This is a genomic window from Streptomyces sp. NPDC047525 (genome assembly GCF_040643025.1).
GTDB classification, from domain to species: domain Bacteria; phylum Actinomycetota; class Actinomycetes; order Streptomycetales; family Streptomycetaceae; genus Streptomyces; species Streptomyces durmitorensis.
The window spans coordinates 83,885-100,028 of the sequence record NZ_JBEYTL010000024.1 but is presented as its reverse complement, the minus strand read 5'-3'; the positions used below and the strand labels follow the sequence as shown (position 1 = coordinate 100,028).

Genomic DNA, 16,144 nt, shown 5'->3' with positions numbered 1-16,144 from the left:
CAAGGACGCCCGCCGCCTCGCCGGGTCGACCACCGGGATCATCGGCAAGGCCGTCGGGTTCCTCACCGACTCCGGGTTCCTGCAGCGCACGGGCGCCCCCGGCGGCCGCCCCTGCACATTCCCGCCGCGGCTACAGCGCCTGCGCCGCGGGCTTCACCATTCCGCGCACGGTCCGTGACTTCACGAAGTTGCCCATCGCGGTCATTTCCCACTCTCCGGTGAACTGCTTGATGAGCTTGGCCATCATCACGCCCGTCTGCGCCTCCGCGTTCGTGAGGTCGAAGCGGACCAGCTCCTCGCCCGTCGCCGCGTCCAGCAGGCGGCAGTACGCCTTGGCGACGGCCGTGAACTTCTGGCCCGAGAACGAGTTCACCGTGAAGACGAGACCCGTCACGTCCTGCGGCAGACGGCCCAGGTCCACGACGATCACCTCGTCGTCACCGCCGCCCTCGCCCGTGAGGTTGTCGCCGGAGTGCTTGATCGCGCCGTTCACGATCGACAGCTTGCCGAAGTAGCAGCTGTCCACGTGGTTGCGCTGCGGGCCGTACGCGATGACGGAGGCGTCCAGGTCGATGTCCTTGCCGCCGTACGCAGGCTCCCAGCCGAGACCCATCTTGACCTGCGAGAGCAGCGGCTTGCCGCCCTTGACCAGGGACACGGTCTGGTTCTTCTGGAGGCTGACCCGGCCCTTGTCCAGGTTGATCTTCCCCGCACCGGGCGCGGGGGCGGCGGGCGGCGCCGGGGGAGCGGCGGGCGCTGCCGGGGCGGCGAGGCGGGGGTCGGCGACCGGCGGGGGCGGGCCCTGGACCGGGGCGCCGGACGGGGGCGCCATCGGGGCAGCGGGCGCGGCGGCGGCCGGAGCGGCCGGGGCCGCGGGCTCCTCTACCGAGACGCCGAAGTCCGTCGCGATGCCGGCCAGGCCGTTCGAGTACCCCTGGCCGACGGCGCGCGCCTTCCACGCGCCGTTGCGCAGATAGACCTCGACGATCACCAGGGCGGTCTCGCCGCCGAGCTGCGGGGGCGTGAACGTGGCGAGGACGGAACCGTCGTCCGCGTTGCGGATGGTGGCGGTGGGCTCGACGCCCTGGAAGGTCTGGCCCGCCGCGTCCGGGCTGGCGGTGACGACGATCTTCTCGATGCCGGCGGGCACGGCCGTGGTGTCCACCGTGATCTTGTCGGGGGTCGTGCCGCCACCCGACTGGTAGGTCACACCGGGCCCGGCGGGCTGGTTGAAGAAGATGAAGTCGTCGTCGGAGCGCACCTTGCCGTCGGCGGTGAGCAGCAGGCCCGATACGTCGAGCCGCACCGGTGCGGCGACGTCCACCGCTACGCGAGTGGCGGTGAGAGGGATGTTCGAGCCGGGGGTCATAGCTGTCATGCATGGGGTAACGAACGTCCTGGCTTTGCCGTTCCCTTACCTGCGGAAGTTTTCTTCCCGCGCTTCCAGAACGCCGGAGGGGCTGAAGATTCAGCCCCTCCGGCGTTTGAGGAGCAGGGTCCGGGGCGGAGCCCCGGTTCGGGAAAGGGCGGGACTGGGGAAAGCCCCGCAGGGAACGCCCCTACGGCACCACCACGATCTTCCGGCCCACTCCGGAGGCGAACCGCTCAAGCGCCTGCGGGTACTGGTCGAGCGGCAGGCGGTCGCTGATGAACACATCAGGGTCCAGCACACCCGCGGCGAACAGCTCCGCCGCCCGCTCATAGCTGTGGAGCACCGCCATCGACCCGGTGATGGTGATCTCCTGGTTGTAGATGCGGTACGGATCGATGCTGACCCGCGTCGCGTAGTCGGCCACCCCGAACTGCAGGAACGTTCCCGCCTTGGCGACCCGCCCGAGGCCGTCCTGGATCGCCGCCGCGTTCCCGGTGGCGTCGACCACGATGTCCCACCCCTGGGGCCGCTCGAGCTCGTCCGCCCCGGCGGCCGACCCCGAGACGCCCAGCTGCCGCGCAGTGGCGAGGCGGTCCGGGTTGAGGTCCACGACGTCCACGCTCGCCGCTCCCGTCCGCTTGGCGAGCTCCAGCATCATCAGGCCCATCGTCCCGGAGCCGTAGATCAGGACGTGGGCGCCGAGCTGGGCCCGGAGCACGTCGTAGCCGCGCACCGCGCACGACAGCGGCTCGATGAGGGCCGCGTCCTGGGTGCGTACGTTCTCGGGGAGCCGCACACAGTTGGCGACGGGCGCGACCGCGTACTGGGCGGCGCCGCCCGCAGTGGTGACGCCGATCGCGGCCCAGCGCTCGCAGAGGTTGTTGTGGCCGGTGCGGCAGTAGCGACACTCGTAACAGTAGAGCGAGGGATCGACGGCGACGCGGTCGCCGACCGCGAGCTCGGTGACCTCGCGGCCGAGCCCCACCACCTCCCCGGCGAACTCGTGCCCCGGCACCACCGGCAGTGTGGGCGCGAACTCGCCCTGCAGGATGTGCAGATCGGTCCCGCACAGTCCGCACGCGGCGACCTCGACGACGACCTCGCGCGGCCCCGGGGTGGGGTCGGGCACCTCGCCGACGACGGCTTTGCCGACGGACTCGATGATGGCGGCCTTCACTTGACGGCTCCCAACGACAGGCCCTGGACCAGCTTGTCCTGGGCGGCGAACCCCGCGGCGAGCACCGGCAGGGAGATCACGAGCGACGCGGCGCACACCTTCGCCAGGAACAGGCCCTGGCTGGTGATGAAGCCGGTCAGGAACACGGGCGCGGTCTGGGCGACGACGCCCGTGAGCACCCGGGCGAAGAGGAGTTCGTTCCAGCTGAAGATGAAGCAGATCAGGGACGTCGCCGCGATCCCCGGCAGCGCGATGGGGGCCACCACGCGCGTGAGGATGGTGGGCAGGCGCGCCCCGTCGATCTGTGCGGCCTCGATGATCGCGACCGGCACCTCGGCGAGGAAGGACTGCATCATCCACACCGCGATCGGCAGGTTCATCGACGTGTAGAGGATGACAAGCAGCCAGATGTTGTCGAGCATGTCGGTGTTCTTCGCGAAGAGATAGATCGGCAGCAGACCCGCCACGACCGGCAGCATCTTCGTCGACAGGAAGAAGAACAGGACGTCCGTCCACTTCTTCACCGGCCTGATGGACAGCGCGTACGCGGCAGGGAGTGCGAGGAGCAGCACGAACAGCGTCGACGCGACCGACGCCACGGTCGAGTTGATGAGCGAGGGCCAGGGGCTCGCGCCGCCGCCCGTGCCGAAGAAGTCGCGGTAGCCGTCCAGGGTGAGCGAGGCGGCCAGCGAGGGCGGATTGGTCGCGGCGTCCTCCTCCGAGTGGAAGGAGGTCAGCGCCATCCAGGCGATGGGCAGGAAGAACAGGATTCCGGCCAGCCAGGCGGCCAGGCCGAGGCCCGCGGATCCCCGGATCTTCAGCGGGGTCCGGGTGCGTGGCTTGTCACGCGTCACGGCAGTGCTCATGAGCGGGACGCCTCCTCACGGAACAGGGACGAGACGACCCGCAGCGCGAAGGTCGCGATGATGAGGGAACCGATGACGACGAGGACGCCGGCGGCGGACGCCAGGCCGTTCTCGTGGGCCTGGTAGAAGCTCTGGTAGACGGTGTAGGGCAGGTTGGCCGTGCCGAGGCCGCCCGAGGTGATCGTGAAGACGGCGTCGAAGTTCTGCACGATGTAGATCGAGCCGAGCAGCGACCCCAGCTCCAGATAGCGGCGCAGATGCGGCAGTGTCAGATAGCGGAACACCTGCCAGGGCCCCGCGCCGTCCATGCGGGCCGCCTCGACGAGTTCACTGTCGCGGCTCTGCAGCCCGGCGAGCAGGATCAGCATCATGAAGGGCGTCCACTGCCAGATCAGGGAGGCCTCGATGGCGATCAGCGGGGTGTTCGACACCCAGTCGGGCTGGGCCGCGCCGTCACCGCCAAGCCAGTGGAGCAGGCCGTTGAAGAGGCCGTACTCGGGGTTGTAGAGCACGTGCTTCCACAGCAGCGCCGCGGCCACCGGAACCAGCAGGAACGGCGCGATGAGCAGCGTGCGCACCACACCCCGGCCCCGGAACCTCCGGTCCAGGAGCAGGGCGAGCCCGAGCCCGATGACGAGGCTGGCGATGACCACGGTGGCCGTGAGCACGATGGTCGTCAGGACCGACTTGCGCAGGTCCGGATCGGTGAGGACCTCGGAGTAGTTGTCGAGTCCCGCGAAGCTGCGGGCGTCGGGGTAGAGGGCGTTCCAGTCGAAGAAGGAGATCACCAGCGTGGCCACGAAGGGCAGCTGGGTCACGACGACCATGAAGATCAGGGCGGGCAGGAGCGGGGCCCTGGTGGCCCAGGCACGCAGCCTTCCCGGCGCCTTGGGCCCGGGGGCGCGCGCGGTCTTGGGCGCGACGGTGGGGGTACTCGCGGTGGCGGTCATCGTCCCTCGTACTCCTCGGCGATCTTCTCGGCGAGCTTCTGTGACTTCTTGAGGGCCGATTCGACGGACTGGCGCCCGGCGATGGCCGCGCTGATCTCCTGGGAGACCTTGGTGCCGAGGTCGGTGAACTCGGGGATGCCGACGAACTGGATGCCGGGCGCGGGCCGGGGCTGCACGCCGGGATCGGTCGGCCGAGCGCCTTCGATGGCGTCGTGGGTGACGTCCTGGAAGGCGGCGGCCTCCTTGCGGTACGCGGGGTTGTCGTACGTCGAAGCCCGCTTGCCCGCGGGGACGTTGGACCAGCCGATCTTCTCGCCGACCAGCTGCTCGTACTCCTTGCTGGACGCCCAGGAGACGAACTTCCAGGCCTTGTCCGGGTTGCGCGAGGCCTTCTGCAGGCCCCAGGCCCAGGTGTAGAGCCACCCGGAGCTCTTGGTCTTCTCCACCGGCGCGGGTACGTAGCCGATCTTGCCCTTGACCGGGGACTTGGCGGACTCCAGCGAACCGGCGGCGGCCGTGGCGTCGTACCACATGGCGGTCTTGCCCTGGGTGAGGTTGTTCAGGCACTCGGCATAGCCGGACTGGGCGGCTCCGGACTCGCCGTGCTTGCGAACGAGGTCCACGTAGAAGCGAGTTGCCTTCTCGAACTCGGGGGAGTCGAGGCGTGCCTTCCACCCCTTGTCGAACCACGTCCCTCCGAAGGTGTTCACCACGGTCGTCAGGGGGGCGATCAACTCGCCCCAGCCCGGCAGCCCGCGCAGACAGATGCCCTTCATCCCGGACTCGGCGCCGGCGCCTTCGACGTCACCCGCGAGCTTCGCCACCTGCTCCCAGGTGGGGTGCTTCGGCATGGTGAGACCGGCCTTCTTGAACACGTCCTTCCGGTACATCAGGAAGGACGACTCTCCGTAGAAGGGCTGTCCGTAGAGCTTGCCGTCGTCGCCCGTGAGCGACTGGCGCATGGACGGCAGGACGTCCTTCTCGTCGTACGCCTTGTCCTTGCGGGTGTACGAGCCGAGTTCGTGCAGCCAGTCGTTCTTGGCGTAGATCGGGATCTCGTAGTTGCTGAGCGTGGCGACGTCGTACTGGCCCGCCTGGTTGGCGAAGTCCTGGCTGATCTTGTCGCGGACGTCGTTCTCGGGCAGGACCGTGAAGTTCACCTTGATGCCCGTCTCCTTGGTGAAGTGGGCGGCGGTGAGCTTCTGCAGTTCGACCATCTGCGGGTTGTTCACCATCAGTACGTTGATGGAGTCGCCGCCTGAACCGGTCCCGCCCGCCCCGGCCCAGCAGCCGGAGAGCAGCGGGGCAAGCAGCGTCCCTGCGGCTGCCGCGGCGAGTGCGCGCGGCCTCCGTCGGCTCTGGGTTCGCATGAATGCTCCTGGACGTATGGGGACGTATGGGGTGGGAGGAGGTGTGTGGGGGTGTGAGGGGGCGCGTCTTGGGTGCATGAGGGCGTGCGGGATCACGGAAGGTGCCGTCGTGGGCGGCGGGGGAGGGTGAGCGGGGGGTGTGTCAGACGCGGATGACCTGCGGGCCTTGGAGGGAGTAGCGGTGGGCCTCGGACGCGGGCAGCTGCGTGCTCGTGACGATCGCCTCGAGCTCGCCGACGTGCCCGAACCTGCAGAAGCTGGTCGCCCCGAACTTGGTGTGCACGCCCGTGAACACCGTGCGCCGTGACGCGCGGATGGCCTGCGTCTTCACCTCGCTGACCGCGGGGTCGGGCGTGGTCAGGCCGTGCTCGCGGGAGATGCCGTTCGCCCCGATGTACGCGAGGTCGATCACGAACCCGGCCAGCATGCGCGTCGTCCAGTGGTCGACGGTCGCGAGGGTGCCGGGGCGGACGCGGCCGCCGAGCAGGAGGACGGACATGTTGTCGGCCTCGGCGAGGGCGCCCGCGGTGGCCAGGGACGCGGTGACGATGGTCAGGGGGCGGCCCTTGGCGGCCTCGGGGAGCGCCTCGGCGATGAGCTGCGGGGTGAAGCCCTCGTCGACGAAGACCGTTTCGGCGTCGCCCAGGAGATCGGCGGCGGCGGTGGCGATCCGCCGCTTCTCCGGAACGTGCATGGTGGTGCGGAACGCGAGGGTGGTCTCGAAGCCCGCGCTCTCCACGGGGTAGGCGCCGCCGTGGGTGCGGCGGACCAGGCCGTGGTCCTCCAGGGCGCGGAGGTCACGGCGGACGGTTTCCTTGGCGACGCCCAGTTTGGTGGCGAGCGCGGTGACGTCCACGGAGCCGGAGGTCCGTGCTGCCCGGACGATTTCCCGCTGGCGCTCTTCCGCGGTCATGGGTGCCGCCTCTTTCCCTCGCTGTGCCCGTTCGGGCCCTGGTGGAAAGTTCTACAGCGGGGGGCGGTGTGTGAACAGGCTCGAAACCGGGGCGATGATGCCCGCTTCTGCCCGCTTGGCGGGGCGACGGCCTGTGTGCCGGGGGGCAGGGGTGCCCGTTCGGGGGGTGCGGTCTGCCCGTTCGGTGCCCGTTTGCGGGCTGAGGCGGCTCCGCGCACCCCGCCGGACGGCTGGTTTCAGCCTGTCGTTCTGTCGTGGGGAGCCCTCAGTACGGCCACACCGGAGGGTTGGTGCAGAAGTGGCCCCCCAGATGCGCGTGGTCCGGGTTCGCGGGGTCCAGTTCCCCCTGCTCGGCGACGAGCTTGTCCGCGTACTGCTCGGAGTCGTCCTGCGGTTCGTAGCCGAGCGCGCGCGCCGACGAGAGGTCCCACCACAGGCGCGTGTTCGCGGACGAGCCGTACACCACCGTGTGCCCCACCGCGGGAGCGGTCAGTGCCGCGTGGAAGAGCCGGGCGCCGTCACCGGGGCTCATCCAGACCGACAGCATCCGCACGCTCGACGGCTCCAGGAAGCACGAACCGATCCGCACCGAGACCGTCTCGATCCCGTGCTTGTCCCAGTAGAACTGGGCGAGATCCTCGCCGAAGGACTTCGAGAGGCCGTAGAAGGTGTCGGGCCTGCGTGGCGCGTCCACCGCGATCAGCGGATCGTCGCCGACGGGCCGCGGCGTGAACCCCACCGCGTGGTTCGACGACGCGAAGACGACACGGTCCACGCCTTCCTCGCGCGCCGCCTCGTAGAGGTTGTACGTCCCCTCGATGTTCGCCCGCAGGATCTTGTCGAAGGAGGCCTCCAGGGAGATCCCCGCGAGGTGGACGACCGCGTCGACACCCCGCACGGCCTCCCGCAGCGCCTTCTTGTCGGCGAGGTCCGCCGTGATCGCGTCCGGCTCGCCCTCGATGGGCCGCACGTCGAGCAGCCGCAGGTCGTAGCCGTAGGCCGGGAGCAGCCCCCGCATCAGGGTGCCGAGGCCGCCTGCGGCGCCGGTGAGCAGGACGGTGCGGGGAGCGGGCATGAGGGGGTCTCCTCGGATCAGCGGCTGCATGCGCGTGTACGCACATTCGCGTGTACGTACAGCATTCACATTTGTGGACACGCTAGGGATCAACGCCTCGTTGCGTCAAGTGTCGTACGGAGGCGGGGAATCCGCTCTTGAAATCGCGGTTCTCTTGCCGACCTTGATGCTTGACCGGGGCTCAGAGGGCGGCTTAGCGTGGGTGCGTTCAGAAATATGGACGTGGATCAGAAACGTGCACGCTAAGGGAGAGCCCGTGACGTCAGCACCCCTCGCCGCTCGACTCGACATCCCCAGCGGGCCGCTGTTCTTCCCGGTCACCGCCTACGGCCTCGACGGCTCCATCGACCTCGACGTCTTCCGCGCGCACGTGCGCGCGGGGATCGAGGCGGGTGCGGCTGCCGTGTTCGCCTGCTGCGGCACCGGCGAGTTCCACGCCCTGACGCCCGAGGAGTTCGGGGCGTGCGTCGCCGCCGCCGCCGAGGAGTCGGCGGGACGGGTGCCGGTGGTCGCGGGCGCCGGGTACGGTACCGCGCTCGCCGTGCGGTACGCGAAGATCGCCGAGGAGGCGGGCGCGGACGGGCTGCTCGCGATGCCGCCCTATCTCGTCGTCGCCGGGCAGGAGGGCCTGCTGCGGCACTACGCCGAACTGGCCGCGGCGACCTCGCTCGACACGATCGTCTACCAGCGCGACAACGCCGTGTTCACTCCGGAGACCGTGGTCGAGCTCGCCCGCACCGAGGGCATCATCGGCTTCAAGGACGGCCTCGGCGACATGGACCTGATGCAGCGCATCGTCAGCGCCGTGCGCACGGAAGTCCCGGAGGAATTCCTCTACTTCAACGGTCTGCCCACCGCCGAGCTGACCGGGCTCGCCTACCGCGGCATCGGCGTGACGCTCTACTCGTCGGCGGTCTTCTGCTTCGCGCCCGACATCGCGCTCGCCTTCCACCGTGCCTTCAACTCACGGACCGCCGAGGGCGACGCCCTCGTGAACCGGCTCATCGACGGCTTCTACCGGCCCTTCGTGGAGCTGCGCGGCGAGGGCCGCGGGTACGCCGTCTCCCTCGTCAAGGCGGGCGTACGCCTGGCGGGGCTCGACGTCGGCGGCGTGCGGACGCCGCTGCACGAACCCGCCGACGAGCACATCAAGCGGCTTGCCGAACTGACCGAGCGCGGGCGCGCCCTGCTGCGGGAGGAGAGCGCGTGAGGACCTCCGCCTTCCTGTACCCCTGGGACGTCGTCGGCGACCCCGCGGCGCCCGCGCGCGTCGCGGACCTCGGCGTCCAGCAGGTCACCCTCGCCTCCGCCTACCACTCCACGCGCGCGCTGACCCCTCGCCACCCCCGCCACCGCATCGTCACGGCCGAGCACGCCGCGGTCCTGTACGAGCCCGGTGACCGGTGGCAGGGCCGCGAGCTGCGTCCCTGCGCGGCCGGGGACTGGGCCCCGGGCGATGCCTACGGAGAGGCCGCCGACGCGCTGGCGGCCGCCGGGCTCGACGTGCACACCTGGGTCGTCCTCGCCCACAACTCCCGTATGGGCGCCGACCATCCGGGCACCTCCGTCGTCAACGCCTACGGAGACCGCTACCCCTGGGCGCCCTGCATCGCACAGCCCGCCACGCGCGCGTACCTCGTCGACCTCGCGGCGGAGGCCGCCGTGCGCCCCGGCGCGCGCGGCACCGAACTGGAGTCCCTCGGCTGGTACGGCCTCGCGCATCTGCACGCCCACGACAAGGTCGCGGGAGTGCCGCTCGGGGAGGCTGGGCAGTACCTGATGTCGCTGTGCTTCTGCGCGGACTGCCGTGCGGGGTACGCGCAACAGGAGCTCGCCCCAGAGGAGTTGGCGGCCGAGGTCCGCCGCGCCCTGGAACCTGTGTGGCGCGGCGACGAGCCCCCCGGCGGCTGGCAGGCGGTGGAGAAGCTCATCGGCGCCGAGACGGCGAACGCCACGCGCGCGTGGCGCGAGGAGACCGCCCGCACGCTCCAGGAGGCGGCGATCGCGGCCGTGCGTGCCGCCGCCCCGGACGGCTTCCGGGTGCTGCTGCACGCCGACCCGGTGACGTACCACTGCGGGGCCAACGCCGGGGTCGACCCGGAGCACATCCTCTCCGTGGCCGATGGCGTGGTCGTGCCCTGCACGGGCGGCGCCCAGGCGCTTGCGTCCTTCGGCGCGCACCGCACGGCCCGCACCACCCTCGCCGCGAATTTCACGGTCGTCTCCGGCATGGGCGGCAGCCCCGCCACCCTGGCCGCCGACGCCGCGCACGCGGCCACCCTTGGCGCGGACGAACTGCGGCTCTACCACGCGGGGCTGGCGTCCGACACGGATCTCGCGCAGGTGACCAAGGTCCTCGCCCACCTCAAGTAGCCTCTGTCGCACCGTAAGTGGAAGCGGTTACCATCCGCGCACCACCACACCGCCGCCCCGGCCACGAGCGGACGGGCGGCGACAAGAGGACGAGGAGACAAGGTGCGCAACAAGGGGATATCCGCGCTGGTCTGTGCCGGATTCATGGCCGGCGCTGCCGTGCTCGGCGGGGCAGTGCCCGCGGCCGCGCAGGGCGACGCGAGACCGGCGGCGGACGCCAAGGCCGACATCCGGGCGCAGTTGGAGAAGATCCCCGGCATGAAGGTCGTCTCCGTGGCCGACAGGGAGGGCTACCCCCTCTACTCGCTCACGTACGCCCAGCCCGTCGACCACGGCAACCCCCGCGCCGGCACGTTCACCCAGCGCGCCACGCTCTGGCACAAGGCCACGGACAAGCCGACCGTCCTCTACACCGGCGGATACACCCTGGCGTCCAACACCACGGCCCTCACCAAGCTGATCGACGCCAACCAAGTCAGCATCGAGCACCGCTACTTCGAGCAGTCCCGCCCCTCGGGCGCCGCCGGTTCGGACTGGTCCAAGATGACCGTCCAGCAGGAGGCCGCCGACGAGCACCGCCTCACCCAGGCGCTGCGCGGCATCGAGAAGGGCAAGTGGCTCGGCACGGGCGCGAGCAAGGGCGGGATGACGGCGACGTACCACGAGCGCCTCTACCCCGGCGACCTGGACGCGGTCGTCGCGTTCGTGGCGCCCAACGACGCGAACAACAGGGACGACAGCGGCTACGAGCGGTTCTTCAGGACGGTCGGGACGGCCGAGTGCCGGAGCGCGCTCAACGCTGTGCAGCGCGAGATGCTGCTGCGCCGTGAGGCGCTGATCCCCAAGTTCGAGGCGGACGCCAAGGCCAACGGCGACACCTTCGAGGAGACGCTCGGCACCACCGACCGCGCCTACGAGTTCGCCGTGCTCGACCAGGTGTGGAACTTCTGGCAGAGCGGCACCGTCGACAACTGCCCGACCGTGCCCGACGCCAAGAAGGCCACCGACGACGAGCTCTACGACTGGTCGAAGGAGCACGGCTTCAGCGTCTACCAGGACGAGACGCTCGGCACGAACGGCACGGGCCCCTACTACCGCCAGGCCGCCACCCAACTCGGCTGGGCCGACCTGAAGTTCAAGCACCTCAAGGACGTCCGCCACTACCCGGACATCTACCAGCCCAACTCGGTCCTTCCCGAGGCGATGCGCGGCTCGTACAACAACAGGACCATCGCCGACGTGGACCGCTGGGTGAAGACCCGCGGCCAGCGGATGATGTTCATCTACGGCGAGAACGACCCGTGGAGCGCGGAGAAGTTCACCCCGAGCCACCGCGACTCCTACCGCTACGAGGTCCCCGGCTCCAACCATGGCGCCTCCATCGCCAAACTGCCCGCCGCCGAACAGGCCGAGGCCATCGCGACCATCAAGCGCTGGGCCGACGTGAAGTAGTGCACATTTAGGCGTCGTTGGGGCGTTCGGCGTTGTCGCGACAGTAGTGATCAAGGTTACGATCCGTACACCGATGATCATCAAACTGATCACCACGACCGATCACGATCGGAGACACGGTGCGCGACAAGGAGACCGGGAGAACCAAGGGGTCCAGGGGCGCCAAAGGGGCGTCCGCGCTGATATGCGCAGGGGTGCTCGCGGGCTCGGCCGTGCTGGCCGGGTCCGTGCCTGCGGCGGCGCGGACACCCGCCGGCGCGACGGGGGCCCAGGCCGACGACTTCCGTGAACGCCTGGAGAGCATCCCGGGCATGACGGTCACCGGCGTGGACGACGTGCGGGGCCACCCCCGCTACTCGCTCACCTACGCCCAGCCCGTCGACCACCGCGATCCGGGCGCGGGCACCTTCACCCAGCGCCTCACGCTCTGGCACAAGGCGACGGACAAGCCGACGGTCCTCTTCACCCCGGGCTACGACCTCTACAGCGAAGTCACCCCTCTCACCGACATCCTCGACGCCAACCAAGTGAGCCTGGAGCACCGTTACTTCGAGGGGTCGCGTCCCACGGGGCCCGCGGGCGACGACTGGTCCAAGCTCACCGTGCAGCAGGAGGCCGCCGACGAGCACCGTCTCACCCAGGCGCTGCGCGGCGTCGAGAAGGGCAAGTGGATCGGCGTCGGCGCCAGCAAGGGCGGCATGGCGGCGACGTACCACGAGCGCTATTACCCCGGCGACCTGGACGGAGTCGTCGCGGTCGTCGCGCCGAACGACGCCGACAACAAGGACGACAGGGCCTACGAGCGCTTCTTCAGGACGGTCGGGACGCGCGAGTGCCGGGACGCCCTGAACGCCGTTCAGCGCGAGATGCTGGTACGCCGCGAGGCGCTGCTCCCCAAGTTCGAGGCGGAGGCGCAGCGGGAAGGCGCCACCTTCGAGGAGAACCTCGGCACCGCGGACCGCGCCTACGAGCGGGGCGTGCTCGAACAGGTGTGGGGCTTCTGGCAGAGCGGCGGGATCGACAAGTGCCCGACCGTGCCCGATGCGGACAAGGCCACGGACGACGAGCTGTACTCCTGGTCGCGGAAGAACGGCATGGGCATGTTCGAGGACGAGGTCCTCGGCACCCACGGCGGCGGCCCCCACGACCGGCAGGCCGCCACGCAACTCGGCTGGGCAGAGCTGAAGTTCGACCATCTCGACGGCCTGCTTCGTTACCCGGGCCTGCGGCACCCCGACTCGTCGCTCCCCGCCGCCATGCGGGGCGGCACCTACGACGGCAGGACCGTCGCCGACGTCGACCGCTGGGTGAGGACCAAGGGCGAGCGGATGCTCTTCATCTACGCGGAGAACGACCCGTGGAGCGCCGAGAAGTTCACGCCCGGCAAGCACGACTCGTACCGCTACGTGGCGCCCGGCGCCCACCACGGCAACGCGATCGAGAAGCTGCCCCCCGCCGAGCTGGCGGAGGCGGTCGCCCACGTCAAGCGCTGGGCCGACGTGAAGTAGCCGGCCGCGAACGGGACATGAGCAGGGGTGCGGCGATCAGCAGTCGCGCCCCTGCGAGGACCGGCAGCAGGAGCCGGTAGTCGACGGTCTCGACGAGGACCGCGCCCATGGCGATGCCCACTGCCGTCGGCGTGAACATCAGGGTGTTCGCCGTCGCCGCCGCGCGTCCGAGGAGGGCCTGCGGCGTCTCGCGCTGCACCGCCGTCATGCCCGCGATCAGCGCGCACGGCAGCCCCAGACCGTTGGCGAGGCTGCCCGCGAGAGCCGTCACGTCGTACGGCAGCGCGTGCAGGACCACGGCGAGCGCGGTGAGTGCGATGCTCGCCCCGCCGAAGCGGCGTCCTTCGAAGCGGCGCATCAGCGTGCCCGAAGCGACGCCCACCGCCACCGACCCCGCGCCCTGCACGACGTACAGCACGCCCGTGTACGCGGGGGAGTGGCCGAGTCCCTCCACGACCGCGTAGATCGCCGCCCCGCTGATCCCCGACGTCAGCATGGTCAGGCCGCCCGCGAGGACGAGGGGGCGCAGCCGCGGGTTGTTCCACAAGTGGCGTGTCCCCTCCGCGGTCTGCGCCCGCCAGCCCGACGCGGCACCTACCGGCACGTCCTCCCGCACCCGCAGCAGCGTGAACATCCCCGCCGCGAGTACGAAGGTGGCGGCGTCCAGGAGTGCCACCTGGGCGCCTCCGCAGGCGGCGAAGAGACCGGCTCCGGCGAGCGGCGCGATGAGCTTCATGCCCTCGTTCGCGGACATCCGCAGGCCGTTGAAGTCACCCGCCAGGTCCTTGCCGACGGCCGCCGTCACCAGGGCCGCCTCCGCCGCGTCGGTGACGGCGCCGCACGCCCCGTACAGGAAGAGCACCGTGTAGAGGATCCACAGGGTGGCCGGGGAGTCGACGAACACCAGGGATGTCAGGAGAGCGCCCAGGGCCAGGTTCGCGCCGATGAGCAGGGGGACACGGCGGGTGCGGTCGGCGATCGTGCCCAGGAGGGGGCCGATCAGGGCAGGGGCCCAGAGGGCGAAGGTGCACAGCGCGGCCAGGCCGTCCGAGCCGGTCAGTTCCTTCACCCAGATCCCGGAGACCAGCCACATCGCGGAGCTCCCGAAGCCGGAGACCACCACCGCGCCCAGGCAGAGGCTCGCGTCGCGGTGGCGCAGGACCCGCGTGATCGTGGATGTCATGGCAGGTGATGGTGGCGCTAAGGCCCCCGGCCGGGCATAGGGCAGGTGCGGTAGACGCCCCCCTCGGCTTCGGCGATGAGTTCCGGGCTCCGGGCCGGTCTACAGGGCAGGACAGCAGCGGTCCGTGGGTCAGGGCCGCCGAGATGCGGGAGGATCCATGACGGACATGATCGACTTCGAGCCGCAGGCCCGGCTGGTGGCGGGCATCGCGGAGGGCGTCACCGAATCGCAGCTCTCGGGGCCCACGCCCTGCCCGGAGTACGAGGTGCGCCATATCCTTGGCCATCTCGTCGGGCTCACGGGCGCGTTCCGGGACGCCGGGCGCAAGGACCTGGGACCGGGGCTCGACCAGGACCCGGGCAGCGCCGTGCCGCAGCTCGGCCCCGGCTGGCGCACCGACCTGCCGAAGCTGCTCGACGAGCTGGTGGAGGTGTGGCGCGATCCGGCCGCGTGGGAGGGCATGACCCGGGCGGGCGGCCTCGATCTGCCGGGTGCCGTCGCGGGCGCCGTCGCCATGGACGAACTCGTCGTGCACGGCTGGGACTTGGCGCGGGCGACGGGCCAGGCGTACGACCCCGACGAGGCGAGCCTCGGGGTGGCCGAGGCGTTGCTCACGCCCGAGGAGGGCGACACGTCCGGCAACAGCCTCTTCGGGCCCGTGGTCCCGGTGCCGGACGAAGCCCCGCTGCTCGACCGCGTGATCGGTCTCAGCGGGCGGGACCCGGGGTGGTCGCCCGGGGTGTAGGGCAGGGATGTGGGCAGGGGGCGCGGGCCAGGGACGTAGGCCCAGGCTTTCCCAGGATCGAGTATCGATCGGGTAAAGGGTCTCGCGGGGTGCGGAGTGATGCGCGTAGACAGTGCGCGTAGACAGGTGTTGACCTGCTCGGACTTGTCGCCCTGTACACACCCTGAATCTGACTCTGATCCGGAGAAAACGACCTATGCGCAAGTCCCTACGGATGGCCGGCATCGCCACCGCCTGTGCCGTCGCCGGAGCCGCGCTGTACGGCACCGGCGCCGCCACCGCCGACAACGCCTCGGCGCGGCACACCGCCGAACCCCAGAACATCGGCGTGCTCGTCGGCGAGATCGACGACTACTACGGCGCGTACCAGGACGCCGACGGCGTCTGGCGCTCCTCGCCCGACAGTCCGTACGCCAAGGACCTGGCGCGCATCCAGGCGAAGGCGAAGAAGGACATCAGGAAGGCCGCGGCGCACGGCGCGAAGAGCGGCGGTCATGGCGCGAAGGGCGGCGGTCACGGCAAGAAGCCCGCGATCGTCCTCGACGTGGACGACACCTCGCTGCTCAGCTTCGACTACGAGAAGACCACCAACTACACCTACAACAACACCACGTGGGACGCCTACGTGAAGGCGGCCAAACGTCCCGCCGTCTTCGGCATGCCCGAACTCGTCAAGTACGCCAAGGGCAAGGGCGTCGAGGTCTTCTTCCTCACCGGTCTGAGCGAGTCGCAGCGCGAGGGCGCGGTCACCAACCTCGCCAAGGCCGGGTACGACACGCAGCTCGACACGGGGCACGTGTTCACCAAGAACAAGACCGCCCCGCCCGCCTACCTGAGCCACTGCGCCACCCCCGCCAAGTGGGAGTGCACCACCGTGCAGTTCAAGGAAGGCACCCGCAAGCACATCGAGTCGACCGGCTACGACATCGTCGGCAGCTTCGGCGACCAGGTCTCCGACCTGGCGGGCGGTTACGCGGACAAGACGTACAAGCTGCCGAACCCGACGTACTTCGTGGAGTAGGCCTGACGCTGCTCGATGTCGATGTCGGTGTCGACGTCGGTGTCGGCATCGCGAGATAGGTTGCATTCCTGACTAGGTCGCTCTACGGTCTAGGTAGCTCACATGCTCATGGGGCCGCGCGGAACGCCGTCGCGGCCCC

Annotated in this window: 14 protein-coding genes; 6 read left to right on the top strand and 8 right to left on the bottom strand. The window is 70.2% G+C overall.

Annotated features, from left to right (window positions below):
• Positions 1 to 130: 130 nt before the first annotated feature.
• The 7 genes from ABZ833_RS41205 to ABZ833_RS41175 all read right to left on the bottom strand — a co-directional run bounded on the left by ABZ833_RS41205 (position 131) and on the right by ABZ833_RS41175 (position 7,723).
• The gene (locus tag ABZ833_RS41205; protein ID WP_361058361.1) at positions 131 to 1,369 is read right to left on the bottom strand and encodes a TerD family protein; all 1,239 of its coding nucleotides are present in this window, start codon (positions 1,367 to 1,369) and stop codon (positions 131 to 133) included.
• Positions 1,370 to 1,559: 190 nt separating this feature from the next.
• The gene (locus ABZ833_RS41200; protein WP_361058347.1) at positions 1,560 to 2,549 is read right to left on the bottom strand and encodes a zinc-dependent alcohol dehydrogenase family protein; all 990 of its coding nucleotides are present in this window, start codon (positions 2,547 to 2,549) and stop codon (positions 1,560 to 1,562) included.
• Positions 2,546 to 3,415, bottom strand: coding sequence for a carbohydrate ABC transporter permease (locus ABZ833_RS41195; RefSeq protein WP_361058345.1), 870 nt, complete (start codon positions 3,413 to 3,415; stop codon positions 2,546 to 2,548). Before ABZ833_RS41195 ends, ABZ833_RS41200 begins: the two co-directional genes overlap by 4 nt.
• A complete protein-coding gene (locus ABZ833_RS41190) occupies positions 3,412 to 4,365 on the bottom strand; it encodes a sugar ABC transporter permease (protein ID WP_361058343.1) in 954 nt (317 codons plus the stop codon). The genes ABZ833_RS41195 and ABZ833_RS41190 overlap by 4 nt, the downstream gene beginning before the upstream one ends.
• On the bottom strand, positions 4,362 to 5,735 hold the full coding sequence (locus ABZ833_RS41185) for a sugar ABC transporter substrate-binding protein (protein WP_361058341.1): 1,374 nt from the start codon (positions 5,733 to 5,735) through the stop codon (positions 4,362 to 4,364). The genes ABZ833_RS41190 and ABZ833_RS41185 overlap by 4 nt, the downstream gene beginning before the upstream one ends.
• A 142-nt stretch (positions 5,736 to 5,877) precedes the next feature.
• Positions 5,878 to 6,648 (bottom strand): DeoR/GlpR family DNA-binding transcription regulator, encoded by a 771-nt coding sequence (locus tag ABZ833_RS41180; RefSeq protein WP_361058339.1) that lies wholly within the window; start codon positions 6,646 to 6,648, stop codon positions 5,878 to 5,880.
• Positions 6,649 to 6,913: 265 nt separating this feature from the next.
• Complete coding sequence (locus ABZ833_RS41175) at positions 6,914 to 7,723, bottom strand: NAD(P)-dependent oxidoreductase (RefSeq protein ID WP_361058337.1); 810 nt, start codon at positions 7,721 to 7,723, stop codon at positions 6,914 to 6,916.
• 256 nt (positions 7,724 to 7,979) lie between these two features.
• On the opposite strand from ABZ833_RS41175, the gene ABZ833_RS41170 reads away from it, so the two are divergent.
• From ABZ833_RS41170 to ABZ833_RS41155, 4 genes are all read left to right on the top strand, one after another.
• Positions 7,980 to 8,933 carry a 5-dehydro-4-deoxyglucarate dehydratase gene (locus ABZ833_RS41170; protein ID WP_361058334.1) on the top strand — a complete coding sequence of 318 codons (954 nt, stop codon included), beginning with the start codon at positions 7,980 to 7,982 and terminating at the stop codon, positions 8,931 to 8,933.
• A complete protein-coding gene (locus ABZ833_RS41165; protein ID WP_361058332.1) occupies positions 8,930 to 10,096 on the top strand; it encodes a hypothetical protein in 1,167 nt (388 codons plus the stop codon). Before ABZ833_RS41170 ends, ABZ833_RS41165 begins: the two co-directional genes overlap by 4 nt.
• 102 nt (positions 10,097 to 10,198) lie before the next feature.
• Positions 10,199 to 11,548, top strand: a complete 1,350-nt coding sequence (locus ABZ833_RS41160; protein ID WP_361058330.1) for a S28 family serine protease — start codon at positions 10,199 to 10,201, stop codon at positions 11,546 to 11,548.
• 119 nt (positions 11,549 to 11,667) lie between these two features.
• Positions 11,668 to 13,056: a S28 family serine protease gene (locus ABZ833_RS41155; RefSeq protein ID WP_361058328.1), complete on the top strand. Its 1,389-nt coding sequence runs from the start codon at positions 11,668 to 11,670 to the stop codon at positions 13,054 to 13,056.
• Here ABZ833_RS41155 and ABZ833_RS41150 read toward each other — a convergent pair.
• The gene (locus ABZ833_RS41150; RefSeq protein ID WP_361058326.1) at positions 13,031 to 14,239 is read right to left on the bottom strand and encodes an MFS transporter; all 1,209 of its coding nucleotides are present in this window, start codon (positions 14,237 to 14,239) and stop codon (positions 13,031 to 13,033) included. The two genes, ABZ833_RS41155 and ABZ833_RS41150, sit on opposite strands and share 26 nt — an antisense overlap.
• 157 nt (positions 14,240 to 14,396) lie before the next feature.
• Between ABZ833_RS41150 and ABZ833_RS41145 the strand changes: the two genes are divergently transcribed.
• Together ABZ833_RS41145 and ABZ833_RS41140 are read left to right on the top strand one after the other, a co-directional pair.
• Entirely contained in the window at positions 14,397 to 14,984 is a 588-nt protein-coding gene (locus ABZ833_RS41145; RefSeq protein WP_361058324.1) for a TIGR03086 family metal-binding protein, read from the top strand.
• A gap of 196 nt (positions 14,985 to 15,180) precedes the next feature.
• Positions 15,181 to 16,005 (top strand): HAD family acid phosphatase, encoded by an 825-nt coding sequence (locus ABZ833_RS41140; RefSeq protein ID WP_361058322.1) that lies wholly within the window; start codon positions 15,181 to 15,183, stop codon positions 16,003 to 16,005.
• Positions 16,006 to 16,144 lie beyond the last annotated feature (139 nt).

Excerpts from the sequence above, each read along its gene's own strand:
- ABZ833_RS41205 (WP_361058361.1), bottom strand. The coding sequence starts at position 1,369 with ATGACCCCCGGCTCGAACATCCCTCTCACCGCCACTCGCGTAGCGGTG.
- ABZ833_RS41195 (WP_361058345.1), bottom strand. The coding sequence starts at position 3,415 with ATGAGCACTGCCGTGACGCGTGACAAGCCACGCACCCGGACCCCGCTG.
- ABZ833_RS41190 (WP_361058343.1), bottom strand. The coding sequence starts at position 4,365 with ATGACCGCCACCGCGAGTACCCCCACCGTCGCGCCCAAGACCGCGCGC.
- ABZ833_RS41185 (WP_361058341.1), bottom strand. The coding sequence starts at position 5,735 with ATGCGAACCCAGAGCCGACGGAGGCCGCGCGCACTCGCCGCGGCAGCC.
- ABZ833_RS41180 (WP_361058339.1), bottom strand. The coding sequence starts at position 6,648 with ATGACCGCGGAAGAGCGCCAGCGGGAAATCGTCCGGGCAGCACGGACC.
- ABZ833_RS41175 (WP_361058337.1), bottom strand. The coding sequence starts at position 7,723 with ATGCCCGCTCCCCGCACCGTCCTGCTCACCGGCGCCGCAGGCGGCCTC.
- ABZ833_RS41150 (WP_361058326.1), bottom strand. The coding sequence starts at position 14,239 with ATGACATCCACGATCACGCGGGTCCTGCGCCACCGCGACGCGAGCCTC.
- ABZ833_RS41145 (WP_361058324.1), top strand. The coding sequence starts at position 14,397 with ATGACGGACATGATCGACTTCGAGCCGCAGGCCCGGCTGGTGGCGGGC.
- ABZ833_RS41140 (WP_361058322.1), top strand. The coding sequence starts at position 15,181 with ATGCGCAAGTCCCTACGGATGGCCGGCATCGCCACCGCCTGTGCCGTC.